This is a genomic window from Rhizobium grahamii CCGE 502 (assembly GCF_000298315.2).
In the GTDB taxonomy this organism is placed as follows: Bacteria; Pseudomonadota; Alphaproteobacteria; order Rhizobiales; family Rhizobiaceae; genus Rhizobium; species Rhizobium grahamii.
The window spans coordinates 192,504-217,629 of sequence record NZ_AEYE02000036.1 but is presented as its reverse complement, the minus strand read 5'-3'; the positions used below and the strand labels follow the sequence as shown (position 1 = coordinate 217,629).

The following is a 25,126-nucleotide window of genomic DNA, read 5'->3' as shown; positions in this document are numbered from 1 at the left end:
GTGGGCCAGACCGCGAGGACACTTACGCCTCCACTGATCCTCCGGACGATAATTTCGCCGCCGTGGTTTAATTGACCAACCGGAAGGCGCCTCGATTTGTGAAGGCGTAATCCCTTCTAGCAGAAGCCTTGCAGCGAATCGCCCGTCGCACCATGTTCATCCGATGGACCAGCCAGAGCGATATTTCTCGAAGTGGACGCCTTACACGCACAGGGTCTTTCCAGGAGACTTGGCTGAGCAGGTAGGGGCGCTTTGCTACCGGAAAGCTCTCCGCGGTATCGAGATACTTCTCATTACGACCCGTCAAACTAAACGGTGGGCCATTCCGAAGGGATGGCCCTGTGCCGATCTAAAGCTGTATGAGGCCGCGGAACGCGAAGCGTGGGAAGAGGCTGGCGTCAGGGGAAAGATCAAGAAAAAGGCCTTTGGTCATTTCACCTATACGAAGTACCTCAAGGACAACGAGCATGTGACTTCAATCGTCAGCGTTTATCTGCTCGAGGTAAGACGCGAGCGTTTGCAGTTTCCAGAGCGGCACCAACGAGAGTTGATTTGGCGGCATCCGAGAGAAGCGGCCATCCTGGTGAAAGAGCCAGAACTGAAGAGCTTGATCTTAAAGCTGGGGCGGAAGTGGAAGGCCTAAACCAGCCGCAGTTTTTAAGGTGCGACCGCCTTCAAGTCCCCCGGCTCAGTGAATCGGGTCGGTCTCAGCCTAGCGTAGTCAGCTTAGCCGGTTCCAACCACACTTCTCTCAAAATGTGCCGCCAGGCGGCGCCGAAAAAACCACTGTCTGCTTGAGGCACTTTTGATTATGACCGATGCACAAGGGAAATCGCGCACGGGTCGCTGCCGCGACGCCAGCCGGGGATATAACTCTGTCGTCGCGCGGAGGTACTGCAAACCTGGCCTGGTGATCAACCTGCGAATTTCCAGCATTGGGTAGCAAAAGCCATCAAACCTGAAATGGGATCCCGACTACCCTGGTTCCGGTGAGAACGGAGCCTCGAATGAGTGTAGCGTACGAGTTGAAGCGTAAGCGGGTCGCGTTGGTCGAGAGGTTGCAGCAGATTGCGACGATGCGATCCTCGGTCTTGTTTTCAGGACGGATGTGGCCGCCAGCGTACTTGCCGTCAATCTTGCCTCGCCATCGAGCACCATCTCCTCCCTGCGCCATGCGATGGCCTCGCGCAGCTTCATCAGGAGGACCCAGGCGGTCTTGTATTGGACGCCGATCTCGCGCGAGAGTTGGAGCGCCGCCTTGCCTTTCACCGAGTTCGCCGAAAACCAGATGGCGATGAGCATCTTCTTGAAGCTCAGCTTGCGTGCATGGAACACCGTGCCGGAGCGACATTGAACACGGCCTTGCAGTGAGCTTCCGGCCGAGGTTCGTCATCCAAACTTCACAAGGTTGAGTGCGGGGAGCGGACCGCCGGGAAACTGCACCAGCTTTCCACCGATCGAGACCGGACCCAGATCGATCCCCGCGAAGCCCAGCTTGGCGATCAGTGCGCCCACTTCGGCCTTCGACCGCACTTCGTCTCCCGAATAGAAGAGGACTCGGCTGCCACCTTCGGCGCGTGGATCACCAGAAAGCAGATGCGGAGGGAGATGGTTGAACGCCTTCACGACACGGGCACCTGACACCAGACTTGTGAAGACTTCCGTCGACAGTCGGCCATTGAGTTCGGCCGGCCGGAAAAGCGGACGCTCGATCGGGTTGTTGGCGTCGATCACGATGCGACCGGCCCATTCGGGAAGCCCCACCAATGCCTTCGGCAACTTCGACCAGGGTACGGCGACCAGCACGAGATCGGCCTTGGCCGCTTCTTCGATCGTGCCTGCCGTGATGTGTGGCGTAAGTTCCTGCGCGAAGTCCCGAAGCGTGTCTGGACCGCGGCTGTTGGAGATCGTCGCGGCGATCTCGTTCCGGGCAAGCGCGCGGGCGAATGCGGAGCCGATCTCGCCGGCTCCAATGATGCCAATAGACATTGGTGGTCTCCAGGTTGGATTGATGATCAGGCGGTGAAGCCGCCATCGGCGACGATGTCAGCACCTGTCACGAAGGCGGCCTCGGGGCTGGCGAGATAAGCCACGACACTGGCGACCTCGTAGTCCTTGCCGTAGCGGCCGATCGCCATGCCGGGGCCGACGATCTTCGAGACAGGACCCCCATCGGGATTCATATCAGTGTCGGTCGGGCCGGGGTGCACGGTGTTCACGGTGATCCCCTTGGGGCCGAGGTCGCGAACAAGGCTGCGGTTGAAGCCGGCGACCGCTCCCTTCGTCAGCGTGTAGAGAGAGGCCGTCGGAAACGCTGCATAGCGGACCATCGACGAGCCGATATGGATGATGCGACCGCCCGACTTCATGCGGCGTGCAGCCTCCTGCGTGCCGACGAACACACCGGTCACGTTGACTGCGATCATCCGCTCGTAGTCTTCGAACTTGATGTCCTCGATCGGACCACCGAGTGCTATGCCTGCATTGTTGACGAGGATATCCAGGGAGCCGAAGGTTTCCTCAGTCTTGGCCACGGCGGCCCGAACCGATTCAGGATTTCCGGAGTCGGCATGGACGGCGATGGCACGTCCGCCTGCGTTTTTGATTTCCTCTACGACTGAGGCTGCTTTTTCAGGCGAGGCGCTGTACGTGATGGCGATTGCGGCTCCATCTGCCGCGAGGCGCTTTGCGATGGCGGCACCGATCGAGCGCGAACCGCCTGTGACGAGAGCGGTCTTGCCGGAGAGTTTCAGAGAGATGTTGGTCATTGTGGTCACTCCATTGCTTGGTTTCGATTGGAGTGAATATCGCCCTCCTATTCCCCTATTATTAGACAGTATTGGCTGTTATCAATTTCAAGCAATCATTGAAAGATGCGTCATGGAAACACTGGCTAATCTGGAATCCTTCGTCCGCAGTGCCGAGCTTGGAAGCTTCTCTTCAGCGGCCCGAAGGCTGGGGTTGACCCCAGCAGCGGTCAGCAGGAACGTCGCGATGCTCGAATCCAACCTGAAGCTCAGGCTCTTCCAGCGCAGCACGCGAAGTTTGACGCTTACTGAGGCTGGCGAGCGCTTCCTTCATTCTGTTCGTGATCACGTGGAGAGCCTTCAAGGAGCGATCGCCGAGGCATCCAATGGCCAGAGCGAGCCGACAGGCGTGCTGAGACTCAGCATGAGTCCTACGTTTGGGGTTGAATACATTCTTCCGACATTGCCAGAATTCATGCGTCGATACCCGCTGATCAGGCCTGAATGGATGTTTGAAAACCGTCAGGTGGATCTGATCGCCGAGGGGTACGATGCGGCAATCGGTGGTGGCTTCGAACTGACACCGGGCATCATCGCGAAGACGTTAGCCTCGGCCCACATCATCGCGGTTGCCTCGCCTTCCTATTTGGAGGGTCGTATTTCTCCTCATGACCCGTCTGGCCTCGTCGAGTTGGACGGCATCGTCATGCGTTCGATGCGGACAGGTCGAATTCGACAATGGCAGATGCGAGACGTTGCAGGTGAAGAGCAGCCCGCAACGTTAAAAGAAAGGATTGTTGTCAACGATCCATCCGCAATGCGGTCCGCAGCGGTTCTCGGGCTTGGCGTCGCCATGATCGCCAAACCTGACGCACTACCTTACCTCGAGAAAGGCGAACTGGTCCGGCTGATACCTGCATGGTACGCAGACGCCGGGCCGATTTCGATCTACTACGCGAACCGGACCTTCCTACCAGAAAAAACTCGCCTGTTTGTTGATTTCATCAGCGAGGCTTTTCAACGTGAGAGGTGGCCAGAGCGGTTCGCAGGAACACTGGGATAATCTCCACTGTCGGCTGCGCTCTTCGCACGAGGTCCGGCTGTAAGCGAGGGCTGCAATTAAACGCGGACGACGTCTGCACCACTTCGCAAGTTAGGGAATCTCTGGAATTGCTCTTTTAATTCCGTGGCGTAGGACAACTTTGGTGGACTTTTCTACCCAATGCCGCGAATTTCACGCCGATCACCCTGCAAGAATAAGGGCGATACAGAGAATTCTCGCCATCGCGACGGGATCCCAAGCGAGCCGATGCATCGACATATCAGTATGTGAGGCACCGGCGTCGAGATCATACCGCATCACCGTATCGCGCGATTCCGGCGCTTGCAAAGATCGCTGGATAGACAGTGTCCGCCGCGACGGGAAACTGTCGCATTGTTTTGCCGGCACGCCGAACCAGCCTGCAGATCAACCGAACGACGAAAAACGGACCCGGGAGAATAGCCGGTCAAGGTCAGAGCCACGTGTCGAATCCAGCGTCACGAACAGCTTCATCGCAACTGCGCACAGCTCTCCGGCTCCTACTCGCCCGCCAGCTGGGCCCGAAACGACCGTTAGGCCCGAGAGAGCCTTCTTTCAGCTCGGAACACGAGCGCCCTTGAGGGAGCCATTCCGTCTCTTTGGCGACGCTCACACGAACCAGTATTTCTCAGACCCGCATCTGCCAAAGGGGATACCTAATTAGGCAAATCGTTAATGTCCTGTATGGGTCGCACGGGATGGCTTTTTCACCGTTCGCCCAAAATGAGCACCTTGTTCTTTATGATAGTCTATAAAATAGATAGATTAAATGCATAACGACAGGCGATCCAAAAATGAGCTTTTCACTGAGCCTCCTCGACAAAAGCCCCATTCCCCATGGGAAGTCCGGCGCGGATGCATTTCAAAATACGCTCAGCCTAGCGAGGCGAGCAGAGGAGCTTGGCTTCAAGCGATATTGGGTCGCTGAGCATCACGACATGCCGAACCTGGCGAGTTCCGCGCCGGAAGCGCTGATCGCGTTCCTTGCAGCGAAAACCAACCGGATCCGAATTGGCTCGGGCGGGATCATGCTACAGCATTACAGTGCTTACAAGGTCGCAGAAACCTTCAACGTGTTGTCGTCTTTGGCGCCGGGTCGCATTGATCTTGGTGTCGGTAAGGCTCCCGGCGGCTTTCCATCAAGCACAAGAGCTCTGCAGGCGCGATTCGATGCTGGCCGCAAGCCGAGCTTCGCGGAGCAGCTTGAGGATCTGAGGACTTACCTCGACGCCGACGGCGATCGCGATCGCCCGCACGCTTTGCCCCGGCCTCCATTTGCGCCGGAACGCTTTCTTTTGGGCGCATCGCCTGACAGCGCAATCCTTGCGGCCGAAAAGGGATGGAAGTTTGTCTTTGCCGGTCACTTGAATGGCGATCCCGACAACCTTCGGCATTCTTTCGATGCGTACCAGCGCGCCACGGGTGGCGGCACCCCAATCCTGGCGCTCAACGCTTTTGCCGCCGGATCTGAAGAGCAGGCGAGGGAGCGGATCGGGGATCTTCGTATCGTGAAGGTTTTCCTTCCGGGCGGCCAGACCGTAAGTGTCGGAAGTGAGGAGCAGGCCGCGGAATTCGCGCGCCAGGCAGGCGTTTCCGATTACCGCACGGAAGAGAAAATACCCAGTGTTCTTCATGGAACCCCTGCGACCATCCATCACGAACTCGAGAAGTTTCACCGCCTCTACGGCGTTGAAGAGTTCATCCTCGAGACCCCCGCGCTATCGCCAGAGGAAAGATTGACCTCGATCGAGCTGATCGGAACGACGGCAGCCGAGGCTGGCCTCCTGATCAAGGCTGCATAAGGAGAAAGACATGTCGAAAAACGTTACTTTCGGGGTCATGTTGCAGGGACCGGGAGGTCACATGAACGCCTGGAAGCATCCAAGCGGTCCGGCAGATGCTAGCACGAACTTCGATTTTTTCGTGAAGACCGCAAAGAAGGCAGAGGACGGTGGTATCGCCTTTGCGTTTGTCGCAGATGGGCTCTACATCAACGAACAGTCGATCCCGCATTTTCTCAATCGTTTCGAACCGATTTCGATCCTTTCGGCGCTGGCGGCTTCCACGTCCAAAATCGGGCTCGTCGGCACCGTTTCCACCTCGTACAGCGATCCTTTCACCGTCGCGAGGCAGTTTGCAACGCTCGACCTGATTTCAGGCGGACGGGCAGGGTGGAACGCAGTGACCTCCCCGCTGGAAGGCTCCGGGCGCAACTACAGCCGCGAGCATCCGGAACACGAACTGCGTTACGAAATTGCAGAAGAGCATATCGACATCACCAAGGGGCTTTGGGACTCCTGGGATGATGACGCCTTTGTTCGTGACCGCGAAAAAGGCGTCTACGTCGACAAGGAGAAAATGCATCGGCTGGATCATCGCGGTCGCTTCTTCCGCGTCGAGGGGCCGCTAAACATCGGCCGGTCAAAGCAGGGGCAACCTGTCGTGTTCCAGGCGGGTTCGTCGGATTCCGGGATACGGCTGGCCGGTAAGCACGCAGATGCAGTGTTTACGAACGGTGGACCCTTCGATGATGCGCAGATCTTCTATAAACGAGTGAAGCAGAGCGCGATCGCCCAGGGCCGTTCATCGGACGAGGTGCGCATTTTCCCAGGAATCGGACCGATCGTCGGCAAAACAACTGGCGAAGCCGAGGAAAAGTATCAAGCAATACGGAACCTGGTAACGATTGAAGAGGCACTCCTCTATCTCGGTCGCTTTTTCGATCACCACGACTTCAGCCAATACCCGCTCGACCAGCAGTTCCCTGACATCGGCGACGTTGGTCGCAACAGTTTTCGCGCGACCACGGATCGGATTAAGAAGACAGCGCGAGAAAAGAACCTCACGCTGCGAGAGATCGCGCTCGACGTGGCAACACCCCGAACTGCCTTTATCGGGACGCCGGAACACATCGCGGACGAGATCATCCGGTGGATCGATGGCGATGCTGCCGATGGTTTTATCCTCGGGTTTCCCGTCATCGCCGAAGGTCTGGACGATTTCATCGAACATGTACTTCCTGTCCTTCGCCGCAGGGGCTACTTCGATGACTATCTGAAGGGCGAAACCCTTCGCGACCACCTCGGGCTGCCTTTCCACGCCAGCCGCTATGCGCCATCGACAGGGCAGAATGCTGCCTCCAAGACCGTTGGTACCTGATATCCGATGGACACTCTGGACCTCACAAGCGCTGAGCGAGTGGAAGGAGGAATCGGCGCCTTCCTGGATGAATTCGTTCAACTCAGGCGCGACCTCCACCAAAATCCCGAACTCGCATTTCAGGAGCACCGAACGAGCAAGCTCGTCGCGTCCAAGCTCGCCGCATGGGGATACGATGTCGCCACCGGCATAGCCGGCACGGGTGTGGTGGCAACGCTCAAGAGAGGGCAGGGCGGCAGCAGGATTGGCGTCAGGGCCGACATGGATGCGCTTCCGATCGAAGAGCAGACAGGACTTCCGCATGCCAGTCGCAACCCCGGCGTAATGCACGCATGTGGTCACGACGGTCACACGGCGATCCTCCTTGCTGCAGCCCGGTATCTGGCAGAGGCAGGCGAATTCAACGGTACCCTTCGCCTGATCTTTCAGCCAGCCGAGGAAATCGGCGCGGGCGCGCGCAAGATGATTGCTGATGGCCTCTTTGAACGGTTTCCCGTGGATGCGGTGTTCGGTCTGCACAACTGGCCGTCCGAACCGACCGGAAGCTTTGGGTTTGTTTCGGGCCCGGCAATGGCGTCAGTCGATCTTGCTCTCATAAACATTGTTGGTAGAGGCGGCCACGGCGCGGAGCCCCATCGAGGCGTCGATCCGGTCCTCGCTTCTGCGTCGTTTATCACCGCGCTTCAAAGCGTGGTGTCGCGCAATGTCGATCCGCAGGAAATGGCGGTGGCGACCGTTGGTTCGATCCATGCAGGCTCGGCCTCGAACGTCATTCCGGAAAGCGTCGAAATGAAGCTCACGATGCGAGCCTTTTCTGAAGGGGTCCGTCAGCAGCTCAAGGAGCGAATTCCAGCAATTGCACGTGCGCAAGCCGAAAGCTTCGGCGCTCGCGCCGTTGTCGATTACCGCCTCGGCTTTCCAGCACTCATCAATCATGCCGCAGAAACCGAATTTGCTCGCGAGGTTGCACTTTCGACGTTCGGGCAGAAGCGCGTCGCCGAGACGTTCCGGCCAAGAACTGCCAGCGAGGACTTCGCATTCATGCTGCAGGAGCGTCCTGGCAGCTACCTCTTTGTCGGCAATGGCGACAGTGCCCCACTGCACAGCGCGAACTACGACTTCAACGACGAAATAATTGCACCGGCTGCCCGCTACTGGGTTCGGTTGGTCGAGACATACCTAAGCGAAACCAGGTGAACACGATATGAGCGATACGTTCCTCTATACGACGCCCCTCGATAAGCGCTCCAAACCACTCATCGACGATCTGATCCACGAGTACGATAGCCGGTACGGAACTTACTTCAGTCAAGAGGGCGCGGCGGAACTCAACCGGTATCCCGCTGAAGCATTTGCACCGCCCGTCGGCAACTTCGTTCTGTTGATACGCAACGGCGAAACGATCGGCGGCGGTGCGTTCATGCAATACGATGAACGGACGGCCGAATTCAAACGGATCTGGACGCGTTCCGACCTTCGACGGCAGGGCCTTGCGCGAAAGATCCTGGTCGAGCTTGAAATTCAGGCGGCGCGTCAAGGCTATTCACGCGTCTATCTTACGACCGGATTTCGGCAGCCGGAAGCCGTGGGACTCTACCTGAACAACGGCTACACAGCGCTTTTTGATACAAACGTCGATCCGGAAATCTACAAGACGTTGCCGTTCGAAAAAGACATCGGCCTTCTCGGTATCGCCGATCGGCCGTCGCGTGAAAACGCGGCCTAATGGGCCAGTCTTCGTCCCAAAAGCTAAGGGGAAACCACCATGGCAGCAACGATCGACTTCCGCGACAGCGATGAACGAGGACGAGCCGGGCCGGCTAACGAATACGCCAATTTCAGGATTGTGCCTGCCCGTCATCCCGGTCGGACGCTCGGAACGATCTTCGCCGCTCTTGTCATTGCAGGGGTGCTCTATTCCGTCCTGACCAATGAGCGCTGGGGATGGAGCGTATTCGCGGAGTGGTTCTTTTCCGAACCCGTTCTTGCAGGTCTTTCCAGAACATTGCTTTTGACCGCATTGGCGACTGTGTCCGGATCGATCCTGGGGACGGGATTGGCTCTCGCAAGGGTGTCGCGGTCGCCGCTGCTGGGAGGTCTCTCCTTTGGCTACATCTGGCTCCTGCGGTCAATTCCACTGATTGTCCTTTTGCTGGTGCTCAACAATCTGGGTTATCTTTATGAAACCATCTCGCTGACGGTGCCGTTCGCAGGCAAAACGGTTTTCAGTTATCCGACCACGCAGCTTCTCACCCCCTTTGCGGCCGCGTTCATCGGCCTGACATTAAACCAGTCGGCATTCTTCGCAGAGATCGTTCGCGGTGGCATTCTCGCTGTCGACCAGGGTCAGTTGGAAGCAGCGGCCGCACTTGGACTGCCCAGCAGGCGCCAGGCATTCCGCATCGTGCTGCCGCAGGCCATGCGTTCCATTTTGCCGACGGGCTTCAATGAGATCATTGGTCTGGCCAAGAGCACCTCGATGGTCTACGTCCTGGCGCTCCCCGAGCTCTTCTATACGGTTCAGGTTATCTACCGTCGCAATCTGGAAGTCATTCCCCTGCTGATGGTGGCGACGGCCTGGTACCTTGTGATCATGACTGTGCTGTCGATCGCTCAGCACTACATCGAGCGTTATTTCTCGAAAGGTGCCTTGCGCAATCCGAAGCTCCTTCCGCTACAGGCCTATTTCAACCGCCTTAGGGCAAGCAAAGCGACAAATGTTCCGGTTGCCAAGGCTGCGGTATCGGTTGGGTTCAAAGATGTCGCGCGGCTCCGGGAAGGCGGCAGCGTCCGCATTCATGGTGTGTCGAAGAGCTTTGGATCTCACAAGGTGCTCGACAACGTCGATCTGACACTTGCCGCAGGCAGTGTCACTGCAATCCTTGGGCCGTCGGGTTCGGGAAAATCCACACTGTTGCGATCAATCAACCACTTGGAAAGAGTCGACAGCGGCTTCATTTCGGTAGACGGCGAATTCGTGGGTTATTCAAAGCATGGTGATACGCTCTACGAACTGAAAGAGAAGGACGTCCTCAAGCGGCGCGCCGACATCGGCATGGTGTTTCAGAACTTCAATCTCTTTCCCCATCTCACAGTGCTTGAAAACCTTATCGAAGCACCGATCCAGGTTCGGGGCGCTGACAGGCAAGAGGCGGCAGTTGAGGCTACCGAATTGCTGGTCAGAGTGGGACTTCAGGACAAGCTTCATGCCTATCCACGCCAACTTTCAGGAGGCCAGCAGCAGCGCGTGGCAATTGCTCGCGCACTCGCCCTTCGCCCCAAGGTCATCCTGTTTGACGAGCCAACCTCTGCGCTCGATCCGGAGCTTGTTGGCGAGGTGTTGGACGTCATTAAGGAACTGGCGCGCACGGGCACGACCCTGGTCGTCGTAACCCATGAGGTTGGGTTCGCACGGGAGGTCTCCGATACTGTTGTCTTCATGGAAGGTGGTCGCGTGCTCGAGGTAGGATCGCCAGACCAGGTCTTCTCCCAGCCGAAGCATTCGCGAACAAAGGAATTCCTCGCCAAGGTACTCTGACGGCGAAGGGCAATGCCGGGCCGCAGCGGCTGCCTGCGGAAATGTCCACAATCACAGATTGAATAGGAGAGAGAAAATGTCCCGTCTTAGTGTTTTTGGCACGGTGGTTGCCGCTACGATCGTCGCCGGTTTGCTGCTTGGTAGCGCTTCGGCAGCAGAAAAATTCAGCCTGAGCCCCGATATCTCGAACAGGGTCCGGGCGTCGAAAGACGAGGCCGCAATCAAAGCAATCTCACCCGATTTCAAGTTCGTCACCCCAGGCAAGTTCACGGTTGCAAACAATCCGTGGGATCCTCCGATCGCGACCTATGCCACTGACGCAAAGACGGTGGTTGGAGCCGATCCGGACCTTGCCCAACTGATTGCGGATGCCCTCGGTCTTCAGTTGGAACTGGTGCCTGTTGCGTGGGAGGACTGGCCGCTTGGCGTGTCGTCTGGAAAGTACGATGCGGTCCTTTCGAATGTCACCGTCACGGAAGCGCGCAAGGAGAAGTTCGATTTCTCCACGTATCGCCGAGACGTCCTCGGCTTCTACGTGAAGTCCGACAGCAAGATTGGCTCGATCAAGGAGCCCAAGGACGTAGCCGGACTGAAGGTCATAACCGGAGCAGGCACCAATCAGGAAAAAATCATCCTCGAGTGGGATCGCCAGAACGTAGCGGCCGGTTTGAAGCCGATCGAAGTGCAGTACTATGACGACCGGGCGGCTGCAGACCTTGCGCTGCAACCCGGACGTGCAGATGTCGAGTTCAATCCGAATGCGACCCTTTCCTACAGTTCAGCTATCAAGGGCGGGACCAAGCTCGTCGGCACCGTCAGCGGCGGATGGCCTCTGACGGCGGAGATTGCGGTAACCACCAGGAAGGGCGCAGGCCTCGCCGACGCCGTCACCATCGCCATCAACGATCTGATCAAGGACGGGAAGTACGGCGAGGTTCTCAAGCGTTGGAACCTCGAAGCAGAGGCTGTCGAGCAGTCGGCCACCAATCCGGCAGGCCTTCCGAAGAGCGGATCCTAATTGTTCCCTCGGCCCCGCGACCATGCGGGGCCGCAATCCAATTCGGTCGCGGAGTATTTTCGTTGAGCATCAAACATAGTCAGAAACTGGCACTTGCCGCCGTAACAGCGGTCATGGTGTCGGCACCTGCGGTCAAGGCAGATGGCTTTGACCTCTCTCCCGAACAACCCAACCGCGTTCACGTGGAACGGAGCGGGCCTGCCGCAAAGGCCATCCCTGATGGCTTCAGGTTTGTGACGCCAGGTACCTTCACCGTTGCCGTCAGCCCCGGTGGGCCGCCACTGGCAACCTACGCAACCGATGCCAAAACAGTGGTCGGTGCAGATCCCGAATATGCATCGGCCATCGCAGAGACGCTCGGCCTGAAGCTGGAACTGGTGCCGGTTGCCTGGGCCGACTGGCCACTCGGGCTGACCTCCGGCAAGTATGATGCCGTCATCTCGAATGTTGGCGTGACAGAGCAACGAAAGGAAAAGTTTGACTTTTCAACCTACCGTAAGGGCCTTCACGGGTTTTTCGTCAAATCGGATAGCCAGGTCAAATCCATTGTCGAGCCCAAGGACGCCGCCGGATTGCGGATCATCGTGGGTGCAGGGACCAACCAGGAACGGATCCTCTTGAAGTGGAGCGATCAGGATGTTTCTGCCGGTCTGAAGCCGATTGAACTGCAATACTATGACGACGACGCAGCAAGCTTGGTGGCGCTTCAGTCCGGACGGGCCGATGTTATCGTTCAGCCGCACGCCCAACTCGTTTTTATTGCCGAGCGGGACAAGAACATCAGGAGGGTAGGGACGCTAAGTGCCGGTTGGCCCGACCGTTCCGATGTTGCAATCACTACCCGCAAGGGAAGTGGTTTGGCCGATGCCCTGAGCCTTGCAACCAACGAACTGATCAGGGACGGCGCCTACGCAAAAATCCTCGCGCGCTGGCGTTTGTCGGAGGAGGCGCTGCCTGCTTCAGAGACGAATCCTCCAGGCCTACCGAAGTTTTAGGTTGCAGATGGGCTCGCTTGCAATAACCCATATAGGGTTCCTGTCCCCGGGGAACTACGCGCACGACAATCCGTTCGACGGATTGGACGAAACGTTGAAGCTTTTCGAGTTCGCCGAGGCGCTTGGCTTTGATAGCGGATGGGTTCGCCAGCGCCATCTCGAGCCTGGTATTTCCTCAGCGGCCGCCTTTCTGGGCGCCGCAACCCAACGCACCAGGAGGATCCAACTTGGAACGGCGGTCATTCCAATCGGTTACGAGAGCCCGTTTCGGCTTGCCGAGGATCTTTCGACCGTTGACGTGCTTTCGAAGGGTCGACTGAATGTCGGCTTGAGTGCCGGGCGTCCGCTGCATGCCGATCTCATGGGCGCCCTGGTGTTCGACGGCGAGTGGGAAAAGCACGATTTTTCGCACGAAAGAGTTCGCCGTTTCGTGGCAAATCTTCAAGGGGAATTCCTGGGAGCTGATGACAGGCGGATCGCCACGCCCTTTGGTCCCCAGAGGCCGCGTCTGCAACCTTTCGCGAAGGGGCTTCACGAGCGCGTATGGTATGGAGGAGGATCGCAGCGATCGGCTGCCTGGGCGGGCGAGCAGGGCCTCAATCTTCTGACCGGAAACGTCATAAGTGGAGAAGACACTGATGATTTCTTCACCGCCCAAGTTCGGCTGATCGAGACATATAGGCGGGCGGGCAACGGCGGCCGGCGCATTGCACTTGGACGCGTCATCGTCCCGTTCGATGGGGCCGACGAGGCGACGAGGCGACGGTACAGCGCCTACGCGGCAGAACGCGACGTTCGCACGCTTCGACCCACCGGTGAGAAGAGGACACTGTTCGCAAAGGATCTCGCAGGGACATCGGCAGAAATCCTGGAGCAGCTCTACGCAGATCCGGTGCTGCCGCATGTTAACGAACTGAGGCTCGAACTGCCCTACGAGTTCGAACCCCAACAATACCGCCAGATACTCACCGACTTTTCGAGGAACATCGCTCCACGCCTTGGCTTTGTCGATAAATCAAAGACCAAGTAAGCCTCTAGCGATTGCCCTCTTGATTGCGGTGGCCTGTCGGTCTTTTCCCGGAGATTTTTTTCCTTCGCTTGCCTTCGGAAAGATCCTCATTTCTGTAGTGCATAATTTTTATAGACAATAGTGTCGCAGAGATTCCGGATGGGTAGCGACATGCCAAATCAGAGCAGACATACATCACCAGGTGGTCCAATGACGCTGACGCAGGAACTGGTGTTGCTAAGCGTTCGAACGGAGGAAGACCCGGGTGCAGATCCGACACGAGTGCCTCTCAGTGAAGAGCAGTTGTCTGAGTTGGCCAAGCGACTCCACGATGAAGCTGCAGATGAACCCCTGTGGATCTTTGCCTATGGATCACTGATCTGGAAACCTGATTTCGATGCCATTCTCTGGCGCAGGGGACGCGTCAGGGGGTGGCATCGCTCTTTCTGCCTTCGAATGACGCGCTGGCGCGGTTCGGAAAAACAGCCAGGTCTGATGATGGCGTTGCGTCGGGGCGGGCAATGTAACGGAATTGCATACAGGCTGGCCGACAGTGATCGGATAGGCCAGATCCGCCGAATGATCCGAAGGGAAGTCGGAACGCTGGAAGACGCGTCTACGATCCGCTGGATAACCGTTGAGACCGACGACGGCCCGCTGCGCGCATTGGTTTTCTGGGCAGGTCCAAAAGGCGAGCGAGTTGTTGCCAACCAATCACTTTCAAACGTCGCAAAGATACTTGCGCGCGCTTGCGGACATATGGGGTCATGCGCCGAGTATCTTTACCTTACCGTCCACCACCTGGAAATGAAGGGGATCCGGGATCGTAACCTCTGGCGCCTTCAGGAAATGGTAGCAGCCGAGATCAAGCGCATTCATGGCATCCCCGAACTAGCTTGACTGACAAGACACATATTCGCCTGGAGATTTGATGTCCGAAACCGAACGCCCCTCTCTTTCGCTTGGAGAAAACACACGGCTGGTACGAGCCGGCTACGACCCTTTCGATCATCACGGGTTCATCAATCCCCCGGTCGTACACGCGTCAACGGTCCTGTTTCCAGATGCCGAGACGATGGCCAAGCATGATCAGAAGTACACCTATGCCACGCGCGGCACGCCAACAAGCGATGCGTTGACGGATGCCATCAACGAGTTGGAAGGGGCGACGGGAACCGTCCTTGTTCCGAGCGGGCTGGCAGCGGTCACGGTAGCACTTCTGGCGTACCTATCGCCCGGCGATCATGCGCTAATCGTGGACTCGGTCTATGGCAACGTAAGGCACTTTTGCGACACGATGCTGGTGCGATTCGGTGTCCAGGTGGAGTATTACAACCCGGCTATCGGCTCCGAGATCGAGAAAATGTTCCGTCCGAACACTCGGCTCGTTCATCTGGAGGCGCCCGGCTCGAACACGTTCGAGATGCAGGATGTGCCGGCAATAGTTGCGGTTGCGCGCCGGCACGAGGCGGTTGTGACGATGGACAACACCTGGGCAACCCCACTTTTCTTCAAGCCACTCGATTTCGGCGTCGATGTCTCCATCCAGGCATCCACCAAATATCCGGCTGGACATGCAGACATCCTACTGGGCTCGATTTCTGCCAACGAACGCACCTGGAAAAGGCTGAAGCAGGCAAATGGGGCTCTTGGTTTCTGCGCCGCACCTGATGATATCTACCAGGTCCTGCGCGGGCTGCGCACGATGGGCGTCAGACTCGAACGGCATCAGTCAAGCGCACTCGCAATCGCCGAATGGCTCGAAGCGCAAGCAGAGGTCGAACAAGTTCTATATCCGGCGCTACCAAGCTTTGCTGGCCATTCGCTCTGGGCGCGCGACTTCAAGGGCGCGAGCGGGGTACTATCGTTCGTGTTATCGACCGCGGGCGAGAAATCTGCCCGGCGAAAGTCTCATGCCTTCCTTGACGGGCTGAGACTGTTCGGGCTGGGTTATTCCTGGGGAGGGTTCCAAAGCTTGGCGCTTGAAGTTGATCTGTCTGATCGCACGGTCCTTGCGAATTCATATGGGGGACTACTCATTCGACTCCAGGTTGGACTTGAGGATGTCAAGGACTTGATCAACGACCTAAAGCGGGCCTTTGAAGCGGCAAAGGGAGCATAGGCCTGCCGACCCGCGCCATACAAGTTACCATAGGCTTTCCGATGGACCGAATAGATCGTAAAATCCTGCGCATTTCCTGCAAGATGACGTGACGCTTACGGTATCCGATATCGGACGGTTGGTTGGGCTGAGCACGACGCCGTGCTGGCGAAGGATCCAGAAGCTGGAGGAGGATCGCGGTAATCCAGAGAAGGGTCGTCATCCTCGACCCGGCGAAGGTCAACGCCAATATGACCCTCTTCGTCTCAATCCAAACCGCTTCACATTCGGTCGAGCGGCTCAAGCGCTTGTCTGAGGCTGTGGCAGAATTCAATGAGGTCATTGAGGTTTATCGAATAAGCGGAGATGTCGATTACCTTATGCGCGTGGTCGTCTCCGATATACCCGCATGCATGCCTTCCATCGACGGTTGATTGCCAAAATTGAGGTTCTCAATGCTATTCCGGCATTTGCCATGGAGCATCAAATATACGACCACACTGCCACTCGAACACATGCCGCTCTCACGGCACAACAACGACGGCTAGCCAGGAAGGAGGCTAGCGGCCTATTCGCTACCGTGGCGGGGGAAACGCTTTTCGAATCGCGATCGTGCTTTAGTCTTGCGTGCCTATAGTCCATAAGTTTTATGGAGTAATATTGCAAAGTTCGCGAGATGAAGGAGACAGGCAGTGAGCGCCTCAAGACATTGCGCGCGGCTTTCGCAGATTCGAGACCAACTCGAAGGCCAGCTTCTCTTGCACGAAGCCAGACATTGTTTCGATGAGCACGATTGCGACGGCGGGACCGAAGCGGACCTGCGCAATCGCATAATCGAAATCGGCAACGAAATCGCCATCATTTGCGGAGGGCCTGATTATCGCCATCGCCGTCACATTGAAAATCTTGAGCCCAGACCCGGCTTGATCCAACGCGCCCTGTTGTCGTTGACCGCGTTCAAACCAATGAGCTTCCCCACGAAGTGAAAGGAAAAGCAATGCTGCGATCACTTACACGCTGGCTTTGGTTGCATCCCACAAAAACCAAAGAGATTCGCCAGTCGTTGAACCACCGGGATTGTTCAATCAACGCCTATGAAGACGAGCGGCATTTGGCTCGATCCTACGAGCTTTATTACTGGGGCGCGGTGCCCGGACCGTGGTACTAGCGCCAACCGCGCGGGTTCCATTTACGCTGTAAGAGACCATGGACATTCCCGACCATCGAGAGACACTGACGGCCGAGGAGCTTATCCAGGCGTCCGCTCATCTAGCGGAAACGGACTCCAAACAACGGCGCATGCTTGTCACGCGGTTGGTCAAATCGCTTCTCGAATACACCGTCGTGCTGGAGGATGCGCCGTCACAGCAGTCGGCGGTCGCGCATCTCTGCCAGACACTTCAGGCAATGGCGGAAAGCGTCGCGAACGCCGATGACGCCACGTTTGCAGCGATGCTGTTGGAGGCGGCCATTCTTTTGCGGAAGCTCGACGTACTCGGCGCACGCCGTACGCCGCTTTTGCCGCATTGAACGATAGTCAACGCGGCGACTGAGCGACGCTGGGTGACTGCAGATCAGTCTATTCGAATCCTGAATCTTGGATAGTCGGGGAAACAGTTTGGAGGGAAGGCAACCTGCCGGCTGGCGACACATCGCATGAACCCATCCGATATTGCCTAGCCGGCCATAGCATTATGGGCGCACGTTGTGACCTGCCACTGAACTTTCATCCAGTGGCTATTAGAGCCCCGGCGGTTTTGAATACGCCAAGTGGCGCGGTGTGAGCAACCGGCGGAAACGCGAAGCTTTCAATTTGCGCAGCGTTGGAGCCGGTTGCGGCGATGGACCCGGCATAGTCGGCCGGGGTCTGATATCCGAGCGATGAGTGCGGCCGGAAATTGTTGTAATCTTCAGCCCATTCAGCGATGGCGCTGCGGGCATGATCGAGGCCGAAGAACAGACTTTCGTTGAGCAGTTCGTCACGCATTCGCCCGTTGAAGCTCTCGACATAGCCGTTTTGTCATGGGCATTCCCGGCGCGATGTAATGCCACTCGACCTTGTGATCCTTCGACCAGGCAAGGATGGCATTCGAGGCGAGTTCGGTGCCGTTATCGGGGACAATCACTCCGGGCTTGCCGCGTCGTTCGATCAGCATCGTCAGCTCCCGTGCGACACGGCGGCCGGAGATCGAGGTGTCTGGAATTGCTGCCAGGCATTCACGCGCCACATCATCGACGATGTTGAGCACCCGAAACCTCCGTCCGCAGGCGAACTGGTCGTGGACGAAATCCAGCGACCAGCGGGCGTTTGCCTTCGCTTCGACCAGGATCGGAGCACGCGTGCCGACAGCACGGCGTCGGGCCTTCCGCTTGCGTACTGAAAGCCCTTCCTCGCGATACAGCCGATAGATGCGATTGACGCCGGACGGCTCTCCCTCCCGGCGAAGCAGGACGAACAGTCGACGGTAGCCGAAACGCCGTCGCTCATTAGCCAACTCGCGCAGCCTTGCTCGCAACCCGGTCTCCACCGGTCGGTTCGACTGGTAACGGATCGTCTTGCGATCGGCAGATATGATCTGGCAGGCCCGCCGTTCCGAAAGCCCCATGACGGTCTTCAGGTGCGTGACGGCTTCACGCTTGGCGGCGGGCCCTACCATTTTTTTTGGAGCTCGCGGAGTGCGGCCGCATCAAGCATCTGTTCGGCGAGCAGCTTCTTCAGCCTGGCGTTCTCGTCCTCAAGCGCCTTCAGCCGCTTCGCCTCAGAGACCTCCATGCCGCCGTATTTGGCTTTCCAGTTGTAAAACGTTGCTTCTGAAATTCCATGTCTGCGGCAAAGGTCGGCCGCCTTCGCGCCAGCCTCCTGCTCCTTCAATACCGCAATAATCTGCTCTTCCGTAAATCGCTGCTTCTTCATGCGTCCGTCCTTTAATGGGCCGGACTCTAATCCATTCTGGAGGAAATGCGCAGTGGCAGGTCAGTTGGCCTAGCATTCGTGCCTCTCCACAACCGGGTTTGGCTGCCTTGGTCCACAGGCGGGAGATCGTCGCCGGGGACATACGCGCGGCTTTTCAAGATTGGACCGATCCGTCGGTAGTCGCCAAGGCCGTGAATAATGCTTTGAAATTGTGAGGCGGCAGTTCCCGGCATGCGGCGATAAATGCGGCCATATGCGTCGGATTCCCGTCCCGGAATAACAAATCACGCGTGCCTGCGGAGGCGGCGATTCGGTTATAGCCACGGTGTCGTTTATGGGCGTCGGTGGAAATCTTGGGGCTATTGCATCTTGAGCGCCGCGAGGCGCAGTAGATGGACTACATTGCGCTTTTTATCTTTTATGCGTGCATCATACCCTGGGCAAACCGAGTAGCGCAAATATCATGACCGCAAGCATGCAGGACAATTTGCGCTATTGGCGAACTTCACTGGCCGACGGCGCGCTTGGTGAAGGAAAATTCACTCGGTCTGATCGCAAACGATTTGTTGAAATCCCCACGGCGGCGCTGAAAACCGGCTTGTTGCCCGAAGAGGTCTTGGATCAAGTGTTCCGGGGCCAGACCTCGGTCAAGGCGGTCGCCATTCGGTTCTGGCCTCTAATTACGGCGCGAAAGTCCTCACACGGGGCAGCGCGAGCGGGCGGGTTGCCGGATATTGTTGCGCCTGTCGTGACAGAGGCGACAGTTGATCGGGGCGGGCAGATCACACCTCTGCGCAATGCGCTTGCTCGGGATCTGTTGACGCCCCTTCTATCTGGTGAGTTTGCTATCGGGTCGGTTGATGCCTTGGATGCATTCCTAACCGAAACGCCTCTTCCTGATATGTCGGGTGACGACGCCTGGGAAAATTACCTTGGGCATTGCCGCAAGATGGTGGATGCCGTTTCGCATGGCTGGCCGCGCGGGGATGCAGACTATCAGCCGATCGGTTCCGGATTTCTGGAATTGGCCGAGGATGCGAATGCGACAGTCCGGGCGATCCTCGACCTCTATGACAAGCTTCTGGCCGAGCAACCCGACACGCCTTTGCTAAAGCAGATTGCACAGCCTGAGTTAACTGTCGCGGACCCAGACCATCGGATTGAGCAGGAGTTTTCCCGGCGACTTGGTCACTCAAATCCAAACTTCCCATTGGCTCAACAGCAAAGGCAGGTTCTGGCTTGGCTGGATGCCTCAGCGCCGGGAGAGGTGATCGCCGTGAACGGTCCACCTGGGACCGGCAAGACCACCATGCTGTTGCCGGCCGTTGCGGGCCTCTGGGTGCGTGCAGCGCTTCGTGGTGAAGTCTCGCCGGAATCGTGGCGGCGGCGCCTGCATGGCGAGCCGCCGCTACCCCGGCACTTAGCGTAGGAGCGTCTTGCCGAGGCGGTGGATATGGGCAGCACCGATGCCGCAGCAGCCGCCAATGATCGTAGCGCCAGCCTCGGCCCAGGAGCAGGCAAAACGCGAATAGGCGTCGTCATTCAGGTCATCGCGAGTCTCGTGCAGCCCCTCATTGGCAGCCGTCTCGCCCTGGTCTCCTTCAAAAGCATTGGCATATACGCCGATTTCGATCTGGGCGTCTGTCTTTCGGAACACCCTCGCTGCCGTCTCCACCGCTGCCTGCATGACCTCGGGCTTGCTGCAATTGAACAAGAAGGCCTCCGCACCCGATGACGCCGCCCAGGATGCCGCGTCCTCGACCCTTTCGCTGGAGCGGAGCCTCGGTTCGCCGCCCTCTATGGCTGCCTCGTCATCCGCCACCGTGAAGGAAATCCAGAACGGCTTGCCCGATGTCGCCACCGCCTCACGGACAGCCTCTGCCTCGTCAATCAGGCTCAGTGTCTCACCGAGCCATACATCGACGAAGGGGCCGAGGTTTTCGACAAGCACGTGCAGATAGTCCTGTACCCGCGACGGCTGAAAATTTTGCGGCTCGTAAGAGCCGAAGATCGGCGGCAGTGAACCCGCGACCAGCACCTTGCGATCGGCAATGGAATTGGCCGCCTCGCGCGCCAGGCGGCCTGCAAGACGGATCAGCGCCGGCCCTTCCTTCCAAAACCGGTCTTCGCCAATATGGAACGGCACCAGCGCATAGCTGTTCGTCGTTATGACCTGCGAGCCGACGGCGATGAATTCCTTATGAACCTCACGTACGATATCCGGCGAATTGATCAGCGCCAGGGCCGACCATTCCGGCTGTTTCAACTCGGCGCCTAGCCGCATCAGCTCGCGACTCATGCCGCCGTCAAGAATTCGCATAGTGCTCATGAAGAGGTCTCCATTCGGGCGCCGCGCCGTCACCAGCAGGCGGTATTTCGTTACAAAAGGTGAGGTGTGCTTTGTTCGCTTCGACAACTCTTTCCGATCGGCCTAACGACGAACCGGCACCTGCGCTTCGAGACCTCGAAAGACGCGGGCAATGACTGCGGTCAGGGCGAGATAGAAGAGTGTGACGACAAGTAAAGGCTCATAGACTAGCAGCGTGTCCTGGCGAACCTTGTTCGCAACGGCATAGAGATCTATCACCGTGACCGTGAAGGCAAGCGGCGTCGCCTTGAGCTGCATGACGATCTCACCGGCAATGGTCGGCAGGGCGATACGGATGGCGCGCGGCAGCCAGATACGGCGGATCAGCTTCCAGGGTGACAGGCCGAAGGCCCGGCCTGCTTCAAGCTCGCCCTTGGGCACGGCAAGTAGAGCACCGCGCAAAACTTCCGCCTCATAGGCCGCATAGTTCAGCGTGAAGCTTACGGTAGCGAAAAAGAAGCCTTCGCGCAGGATCGGCCAGAAGAGGCTCTGGCGGATGCCGGGGACCATAGGCAGCAGCGAGCCGACGCCGTAATAGAGAAGCCACAGCTGGATCAGCAGCGGCGTGCCGCGGAAGAAGGTGCAATAGCCGCGGGCCAGCAGCCGCGTCAGCCTGCGGCCGCTGACCTGCGCGAAGGCGAGACCGACGGCGATCACGAAGCCGAACGCGACGGAGATGACCAGCAGCGACACGGTCTGCCAGGCGCCGGTCAGAAGAAGCAGCCAGTAGGAGGAGATCCAGGTGAAACTCATGGGGCGCTTTCTTCAGGCAAGGCGCGGCTGCCCCCGCCGCACCCGCCCTTCGATCAGCTTGAAGGCGACGTTAGAAACGAGCGTAATGGCGAGGTAGAGAAAGGCCGAAGCGAGGAAAAACACGAAATAGTGTTTGGTGCTTGCCCCGGCGAGGCGGGTGGCGAGCGCCAGCTCCTGGTAGCCGACGACCGCGACCAGCGCGCTGTCCTTGGTGATCGACATCCACAGATTGGCAAGCCCCGGCAGCGCGTTTGGCAAGAGCGCCGGCAGCAGGACGCGGCGAAACCGCAGCGCGGGCCCCATGCCGAAGGCCTTGGCCGCCTCCATCTGACCGGTGGGAATGGCGAGAATCGCGCCGCGAAGCACCTCCGTCATGTAAGCACCCTGAACGAAGCCCAGCACCGCGACGGCCGCGATGAAACCGTTCACATTGACCGGCGGCAGTTCCAATGCCGCCAGCAGCCGGTTGAGGCCATCGGTGCCGGCATAATAAAGCCCAACGATCAGGATCAGCTCCGGAACGGCGCGGATCAGCGTGGTATAGAGATCGAGCAGAAGGCGGAGCATGCGATTGCCCGAAAGCTTTCCAAGCGCACCGCCCGTCCCGAGCAGCAGGCCGATCGCGAAGGCGCAAGCCGAGATGGCGACCGTGGAAACCGCCCCTGCCAGAAGAACGCCGCCCCATCCCGGAGGATAAGGAGACAGCAGCTCCAGAATATCTTGTTGGGCGGTCGCCATTGTCAGGACTGCTTACTTCGCGCCGTAGATGTCGAAATCGAAGTACTTCTTGGTAATGGCGCCATACTGGCCACTGGCCTGGACTGCTGCGATGGCCGAGTTCAGCTTGGCTTTCAGCTCCGTGTCTTCCTTGCGCAGACCACCCGAAACGCCGGCTCCAAGAATTTCCTTGTCGTCGGCGACGTCACCCATCTTGGCGCAGCAATCCTTGCCGCCATCGCTCTTGAGGAAAGCGTCAAGCGCCAATGAATCGCCAAAGACATAGTCGATACGGCCGGAGGCGAGATCCTGAAACGCCTCGTCGAGCGTCTGGTAGGTTTTTTCTTCCGCAGCTACGGAAAAATACTTCTTGTAGTACTCCGATTGGATCGTCGACACCTGAATGCCGATGGTTTTGCCTTTCACGTCGTCGGCAGTGGCGCCCGGCTTCTGGTCCTTTCGACCGATCAAGGTGCTCGGCGTGTTGTAATATTTGTCGGTGAAGTCGATCACCTTCGAGCGTTCCGCAGTGTTCGACATCGACGACCAGATAACGTCGAACTTTTTGCTCTGGAGAGCCGGAATGAGACCATCCCACGAAACGTCGACGATCGAGCATTTCTCCTTCATCTCCTCGCATACGGCATTCATCAGGTCGATTTCCCATCCCTGCCACTGGCCCGACGCGTCCTTGGCGAAGAAGGGCGGATAGGATTCGTTCATGACGCCGAAGCGAACTTCGGCCTGTGCGGCAACAGCGGAAAGCACAAATGCAACGCCGGCGAAAAGGGTAGGGATCAGCTTCATTCGCAGGATTCTCCTGGTTTGTGTTGTCGATGAGACTTCGGGCGTCAGCGGGCGCTGAGACCGGTAAATTCGCGGCAGCGGGCGCTGACCGGCGCCCCGAATACCTGGTCCGGTGGACCCTCCTCCTCGATCCGTCCTTGATGCAGGAAGAGAACACGGCTCGAAACATCCCGGGCGAAGCGCATTTCATGTGTGACGATCAGCATGGTCCGCCCTTCTTCCGCGAGATCACGGATGACTTTCAGAACCTCGCCGACCAGCTCTGGATCAAGCGCCGATGTTGGCTCGTCAAACAGCATGACATCAGGGTCCACGCAGAGGGCTCTTGCGATTGCCGCCCGCTGTTGCTGACCACCGGATAAGAAAGCGGGATAGGCGTCGCGTTTGTCGAAGAGCCCGACTTTATGAAGCAGGGCCTCTCCCTTCTCGATGGCCTCGCGCCGCGAAATGCCCATGACGTGGACCGGCGACTCGATGATGTTTTCCAGCACCGTCCGATGAGCCCAGAGATTGAAACTCTGGAAGACCATCCCGAGCCCGGTCCGCAGCCGCTCAATCTGCCGCCAGCTGCGCGGCTGCAGCCGTCCTGCCCGCCCCGTCTTCAGGGCGATCTCCTCGCCGTTTACGGTGATCCGGCCGCGATCCGGAATTTCCAGGAAATTGATGCATCTGAGGAAGGTGCTCTTGCCGGAGCCCGACGAACCGATGATCGAAATAACATCGGACTTGCGGGCCTCAGTCGAAATGCCCTTGAGAACCTGTTGCGTGCCGAAGCTTTTATGGAGATCTTCGACACGAAGAGCAGGAAAGGGTTGATCCGACATGCTTGGTTCCGACTGGATGAATTTGCGAAGGATAATGATAAAATAGCGCGAGTTTTTCGCGCAATTTTCATCTATTCTGCATATTTCATGCAAAATAATCTTTTCCGCGCGGCGAATGCGGCAGAATGCCGCCGCGCGGATAGTTCGAATTTGGACAGGACAATGCAACAACTGGATCGTTTTGACCGCGACATTCTCGATATCGTTCAGCGCGACTCCCAGCTGAAGGCCGAAGCGATTGCCGAGCGAATCGGCCTGTCGGTCTCGGCAGTGCAGCGGCGGTTGAAGCGGCTGCGCGAGGATGCGATCATCAAGGCCGAGGTTGCCGTCGTCGACAGGAAGGCGACGGGTACATCGATGGTGTTCATCGTCGGCCTGGAGATCGAGCGGGACAATTACGACGCGCTCGCGAAGTTTCGTGTTTGGGCGGAGAAGCAGGATCATATCCAGCAGGTTTATTACGTCACCGGTGCGGTCGATCTGATCGCGATCGTCACAGCCCGCGACGTCGAGCATTATGACGACATCGCCGCCCTAATCATGGCGGAAAACCCGCAGATCCGGCGCATGCATACCAATGTGGTGCTTCGGGACATTAAGCTCGGCTTGTTCGTGCCCCTAGCCGCGGATCCTTAAAGCTAAAAGGTTCGGCTGATGTCTGGGCCAGGTTCGTTATGGAAGGTGTCGAGGCTCGCATTACAGATCAACGAGAGGAGCGCGACTATGGTGTCCACGGCCGTATACATCCAGGCGGGAATCGCGTGAATGTTCTTGCGCAGATCCAGGATGATTGCCGGGTCTAGAGGACGAGGTTCACTATCGGCGTTCGGACGTCTATCGCTGGGAGGAAGCTTGATCCACCGATAAGGCGCCCAACCGCATTTGACCGCTTCAAGGCGTGACGACGGTAGTGTAACGCTGGTGTTGCAGGGGCCACCGTTCGATTCCCATATGTGGACGGCCCCCGACTCGCAAGATATTTCGAGATAATTTGATCTGATCGCTTGCGTTCATATGTCCGGCCTGTTGTTGCGTTCGCACATGAACGCTGGCCAAGATGGTTTCCGCGACACAGGTCCCAAACATCAAGGCGGC

24 protein-coding genes and 2 pseudogenes are annotated in these 25,126 nt (G+C 58.0%); 17 read left to right on the top strand and 9 right to left on the bottom strand.

Going from position 1 to position 25,126, the window contains the following annotated elements; all coding sequences use genetic code 11:
* The first annotated feature begins 229 nt into the window (after nt 1-229).
* Together RGCCGE502_RS31195 and RGCCGE502_RS36935 are read left to right on the top strand one after the other, a co-directional pair.
* Entirely contained in the window at nt 230-643 is a 414-nt protein-coding gene (locus RGCCGE502_RS31195; RefSeq protein ID WP_016558224.1) for an NUDIX hydrolase, read from the top strand.
* A gap of 465 nt (nt 644-1,108) precedes the next feature.
* Nucleotides 1,109-1,354: a hypothetical protein gene (locus RGCCGE502_RS36935; protein ID WP_141652446.1), complete on the top strand. Its 246-nt coding sequence runs from the start codon at nt 1,109-1,111 to the stop codon at nt 1,352-1,354.
* A gap of 35 nt (nt 1,355-1,389) precedes the next feature.
* Here RGCCGE502_RS36935 and RGCCGE502_RS31185 read toward each other — a convergent pair whose 3' ends face one another.
* Complete coding sequence (locus RGCCGE502_RS31185; protein WP_016558222.1) at nt 1,390-1,989, bottom strand: NADPH-dependent F420 reductase; 600 nt, start codon at nt 1,987-1,989, stop codon at nt 1,390-1,392.
* Between the two features lie 26 nt (nt 1,990-2,015).
* Nucleotides 2,016-2,768, bottom strand: coding sequence for a 3-oxoacyl-ACP reductase family protein (locus tag RGCCGE502_RS31180; protein ID WP_016558221.1), 753 nt, complete (start codon nt 2,766-2,768; stop codon nt 2,016-2,018).
* 112 nt (nt 2,769-2,880) lie between these two features.
* Here RGCCGE502_RS31180 and RGCCGE502_RS31175 point away from each other — a divergent pair, with 112 nt between their 5' ends.
* The 12 genes and pseudogenes from RGCCGE502_RS31175 (at nt 2,881) to RGCCGE502_RS31115 (ending at nt 16,196) form a co-directional block, all read left to right on the top strand.
* Nucleotides 2,881-3,810 (top strand): LysR family transcriptional regulator, encoded by a 930-nt coding sequence (locus RGCCGE502_RS31175; RefSeq protein ID WP_019280451.1) that lies wholly within the window; start codon nt 2,881-2,883, stop codon nt 3,808-3,810.
* Between the two features lie 812 nt (nt 3,811-4,622).
* Nucleotides 4,623-5,630, top strand: a complete 1,008-nt coding sequence (locus RGCCGE502_RS31170; protein WP_016558219.1) for an LLM class flavin-dependent oxidoreductase — start codon at nt 4,623-4,625, stop codon at nt 5,628-5,630.
* 10 nt (nt 5,631-5,640) lie between these two features.
* Nucleotides 5,641-6,987 (top strand): LLM class flavin-dependent oxidoreductase, encoded by a 1,347-nt coding sequence (locus RGCCGE502_RS31165; protein WP_016558218.1) that lies wholly within the window; start codon nt 5,641-5,643, stop codon nt 6,985-6,987.
* A gap of 6 nt (nt 6,988-6,993) precedes the next feature.
* A complete protein-coding gene (locus RGCCGE502_RS31160) occupies nt 6,994-8,184 on the top strand; it encodes a M20 aminoacylase family protein (protein ID WP_016558217.1) in 1,191 nt (396 codons plus the stop codon).
* Nucleotides 8,185-8,191: 7 nt separating this feature from the next.
* Complete coding sequence (locus RGCCGE502_RS31155; protein ID WP_016558216.1) at nt 8,192-8,713, top strand: GNAT family N-acetyltransferase; 522 nt, start codon at nt 8,192-8,194, stop codon at nt 8,711-8,713.
* Between the two features lie 39 nt (nt 8,714-8,752).
* A complete protein-coding gene (locus tag RGCCGE502_RS38855) occupies nt 8,753-10,525 on the top strand; it encodes an amino acid ABC transporter permease/ATP-binding protein (protein WP_016558215.1) in 1,773 nt (590 codons plus the stop codon).
* 76 nt (nt 10,526-10,601) lie between these two features.
* Nucleotides 10,602-11,543, top strand: coding sequence for an ABC transporter substrate-binding protein (locus RGCCGE502_RS31140; protein ID WP_016558214.1), 942 nt, complete (start codon nt 10,602-10,604; stop codon nt 11,541-11,543).
* 113 nt (nt 11,544-11,656) lie between these two features.
* The gene (locus tag RGCCGE502_RS31135; protein WP_051158754.1) at nt 11,657-12,538 is read left to right on the top strand and encodes an ABC transporter substrate-binding protein; all 882 of its coding nucleotides are present in this window, start codon (nt 11,657-11,659) and stop codon (nt 12,536-12,538) included.
* A gap of 7 nt (nt 12,539-12,545) precedes the next feature.
* Nucleotides 12,546-13,568 carry an LLM class flavin-dependent oxidoreductase gene (locus RGCCGE502_RS31130; protein ID WP_016558212.1) on the top strand — a complete coding sequence of 341 codons (1,023 nt, stop codon included), beginning with the start codon at nt 12,546-12,548 and terminating at the stop codon, nt 13,566-13,568.
* Between the two features lie 189 nt (nt 13,569-13,757).
* On the top strand, nt 13,758-14,447 hold the full coding sequence (locus tag RGCCGE502_RS31125; protein WP_016558211.1) for a gamma-glutamylcyclotransferase: 690 nt from the start codon (nt 13,758-13,760) through the stop codon (nt 14,445-14,447).
* Nucleotides 14,448-14,478: 31 nt separating this feature from the next.
* Complete coding sequence (locus RGCCGE502_RS31120) at nt 14,479-15,669, top strand: cystathionine beta-lyase (protein WP_016558210.1); 1,191 nt, start codon at nt 14,479-14,481, stop codon at nt 15,667-15,669.
* A gap of 41 nt (nt 15,670-15,710) precedes the next feature.
* Nucleotides 15,711-16,196, top strand: a pseudogene (locus RGCCGE502_RS31115) (Lrp/AsnC family transcriptional regulator).
* A gap of 153 nt (nt 16,197-16,349) precedes the next feature.
* Here RGCCGE502_RS31115 and RGCCGE502_RS37615 read toward each other — a convergent pair.
* Nucleotides 16,350-16,535 (bottom strand): hypothetical protein, encoded by a 186-nt coding sequence (locus RGCCGE502_RS37615; protein WP_176705742.1) that lies wholly within the window; start codon nt 16,533-16,535, stop codon nt 16,350-16,352.
* Nucleotides 16,536-16,854: 319 nt separating this feature from the next.
* Between RGCCGE502_RS37615 and RGCCGE502_RS31105 the strand changes: the two genes are divergently transcribed.
* Nucleotides 16,855-17,178, top strand: a complete 324-nt coding sequence (locus tag RGCCGE502_RS31105; protein WP_016558207.1) for a hypothetical protein — start codon at nt 16,855-16,857, stop codon at nt 17,176-17,178.
* Nucleotides 17,179-17,374: 196 nt separating this feature from the next.
* Here RGCCGE502_RS31105 and RGCCGE502_RS36930 read toward each other — a convergent pair.
* Nucleotides 17,375-18,562, bottom strand: a pseudogene (locus RGCCGE502_RS36930) (IS3 family transposase).
* A 463-nt stretch (nt 18,563-19,025) separates the two neighbouring features.
* Between RGCCGE502_RS36930 and RGCCGE502_RS31090 the strand changes: the two are divergent.
* Nucleotides 19,026-19,991 (top strand): P-loop NTPase family protein, encoded by a 966-nt coding sequence (locus RGCCGE502_RS31090; RefSeq protein WP_016558203.1) that lies wholly within the window; start codon nt 19,026-19,028, stop codon nt 19,989-19,991.
* On the opposite strand, the gene RGCCGE502_RS31085 is transcribed toward RGCCGE502_RS31090, so the two are convergent.
* From RGCCGE502_RS31085 to RGCCGE502_RS31065, 5 genes are all read right to left on the bottom strand, one after another.
* Nucleotides 19,983-20,891: a homocysteine S-methyltransferase family protein gene (locus tag RGCCGE502_RS31085; RefSeq protein WP_016558202.1), complete on the bottom strand. Its 909-nt coding sequence runs from the start codon at nt 20,889-20,891 to the stop codon at nt 19,983-19,985. The two genes, RGCCGE502_RS31090 and RGCCGE502_RS31085, sit on opposite strands and share 9 nt — an antisense overlap.
* Nucleotides 20,892-20,993: 102 nt before the next feature.
* Nucleotides 20,994-21,683: an ABC transporter permease gene (locus RGCCGE502_RS31080; protein ID WP_016558201.1), complete on the bottom strand. Its 690-nt coding sequence runs from the start codon at nt 21,681-21,683 to the stop codon at nt 20,994-20,996.
* Nucleotides 21,684-21,695: 12 nt separating this feature from the next.
* Complete coding sequence (locus RGCCGE502_RS31075; protein ID WP_016558200.1) at nt 21,696-22,421, bottom strand: ABC transporter permease; 726 nt, start codon at nt 22,419-22,421, stop codon at nt 21,696-21,698.
* A gap of 12 nt (nt 22,422-22,433) precedes the next feature.
* A complete protein-coding gene (locus tag RGCCGE502_RS31070) occupies nt 22,434-23,207 on the bottom strand; it encodes a transporter substrate-binding domain-containing protein (RefSeq protein ID WP_016558199.1) in 774 nt (257 codons plus the stop codon).
* Nucleotides 23,208-23,251: 44 nt separating this feature from the next.
* Nucleotides 23,252-24,031, bottom strand: coding sequence for an ABC transporter ATP-binding protein (locus RGCCGE502_RS31065; RefSeq protein WP_016558198.1), 780 nt, complete (start codon nt 24,029-24,031; stop codon nt 23,252-23,254).
* Between the two features lie 162 nt (nt 24,032-24,193).
* On the opposite strand from RGCCGE502_RS31065, the gene RGCCGE502_RS31060 reads away from it, so the two are divergent.
* Nucleotides 24,194-24,667, top strand: coding sequence for an Lrp/AsnC family transcriptional regulator (locus RGCCGE502_RS31060; protein ID WP_016558197.1), 474 nt, complete (start codon nt 24,194-24,196; stop codon nt 24,665-24,667).
* The last annotated feature ends 459 nt before the right edge of the window (nt 24,668-25,126 follow it).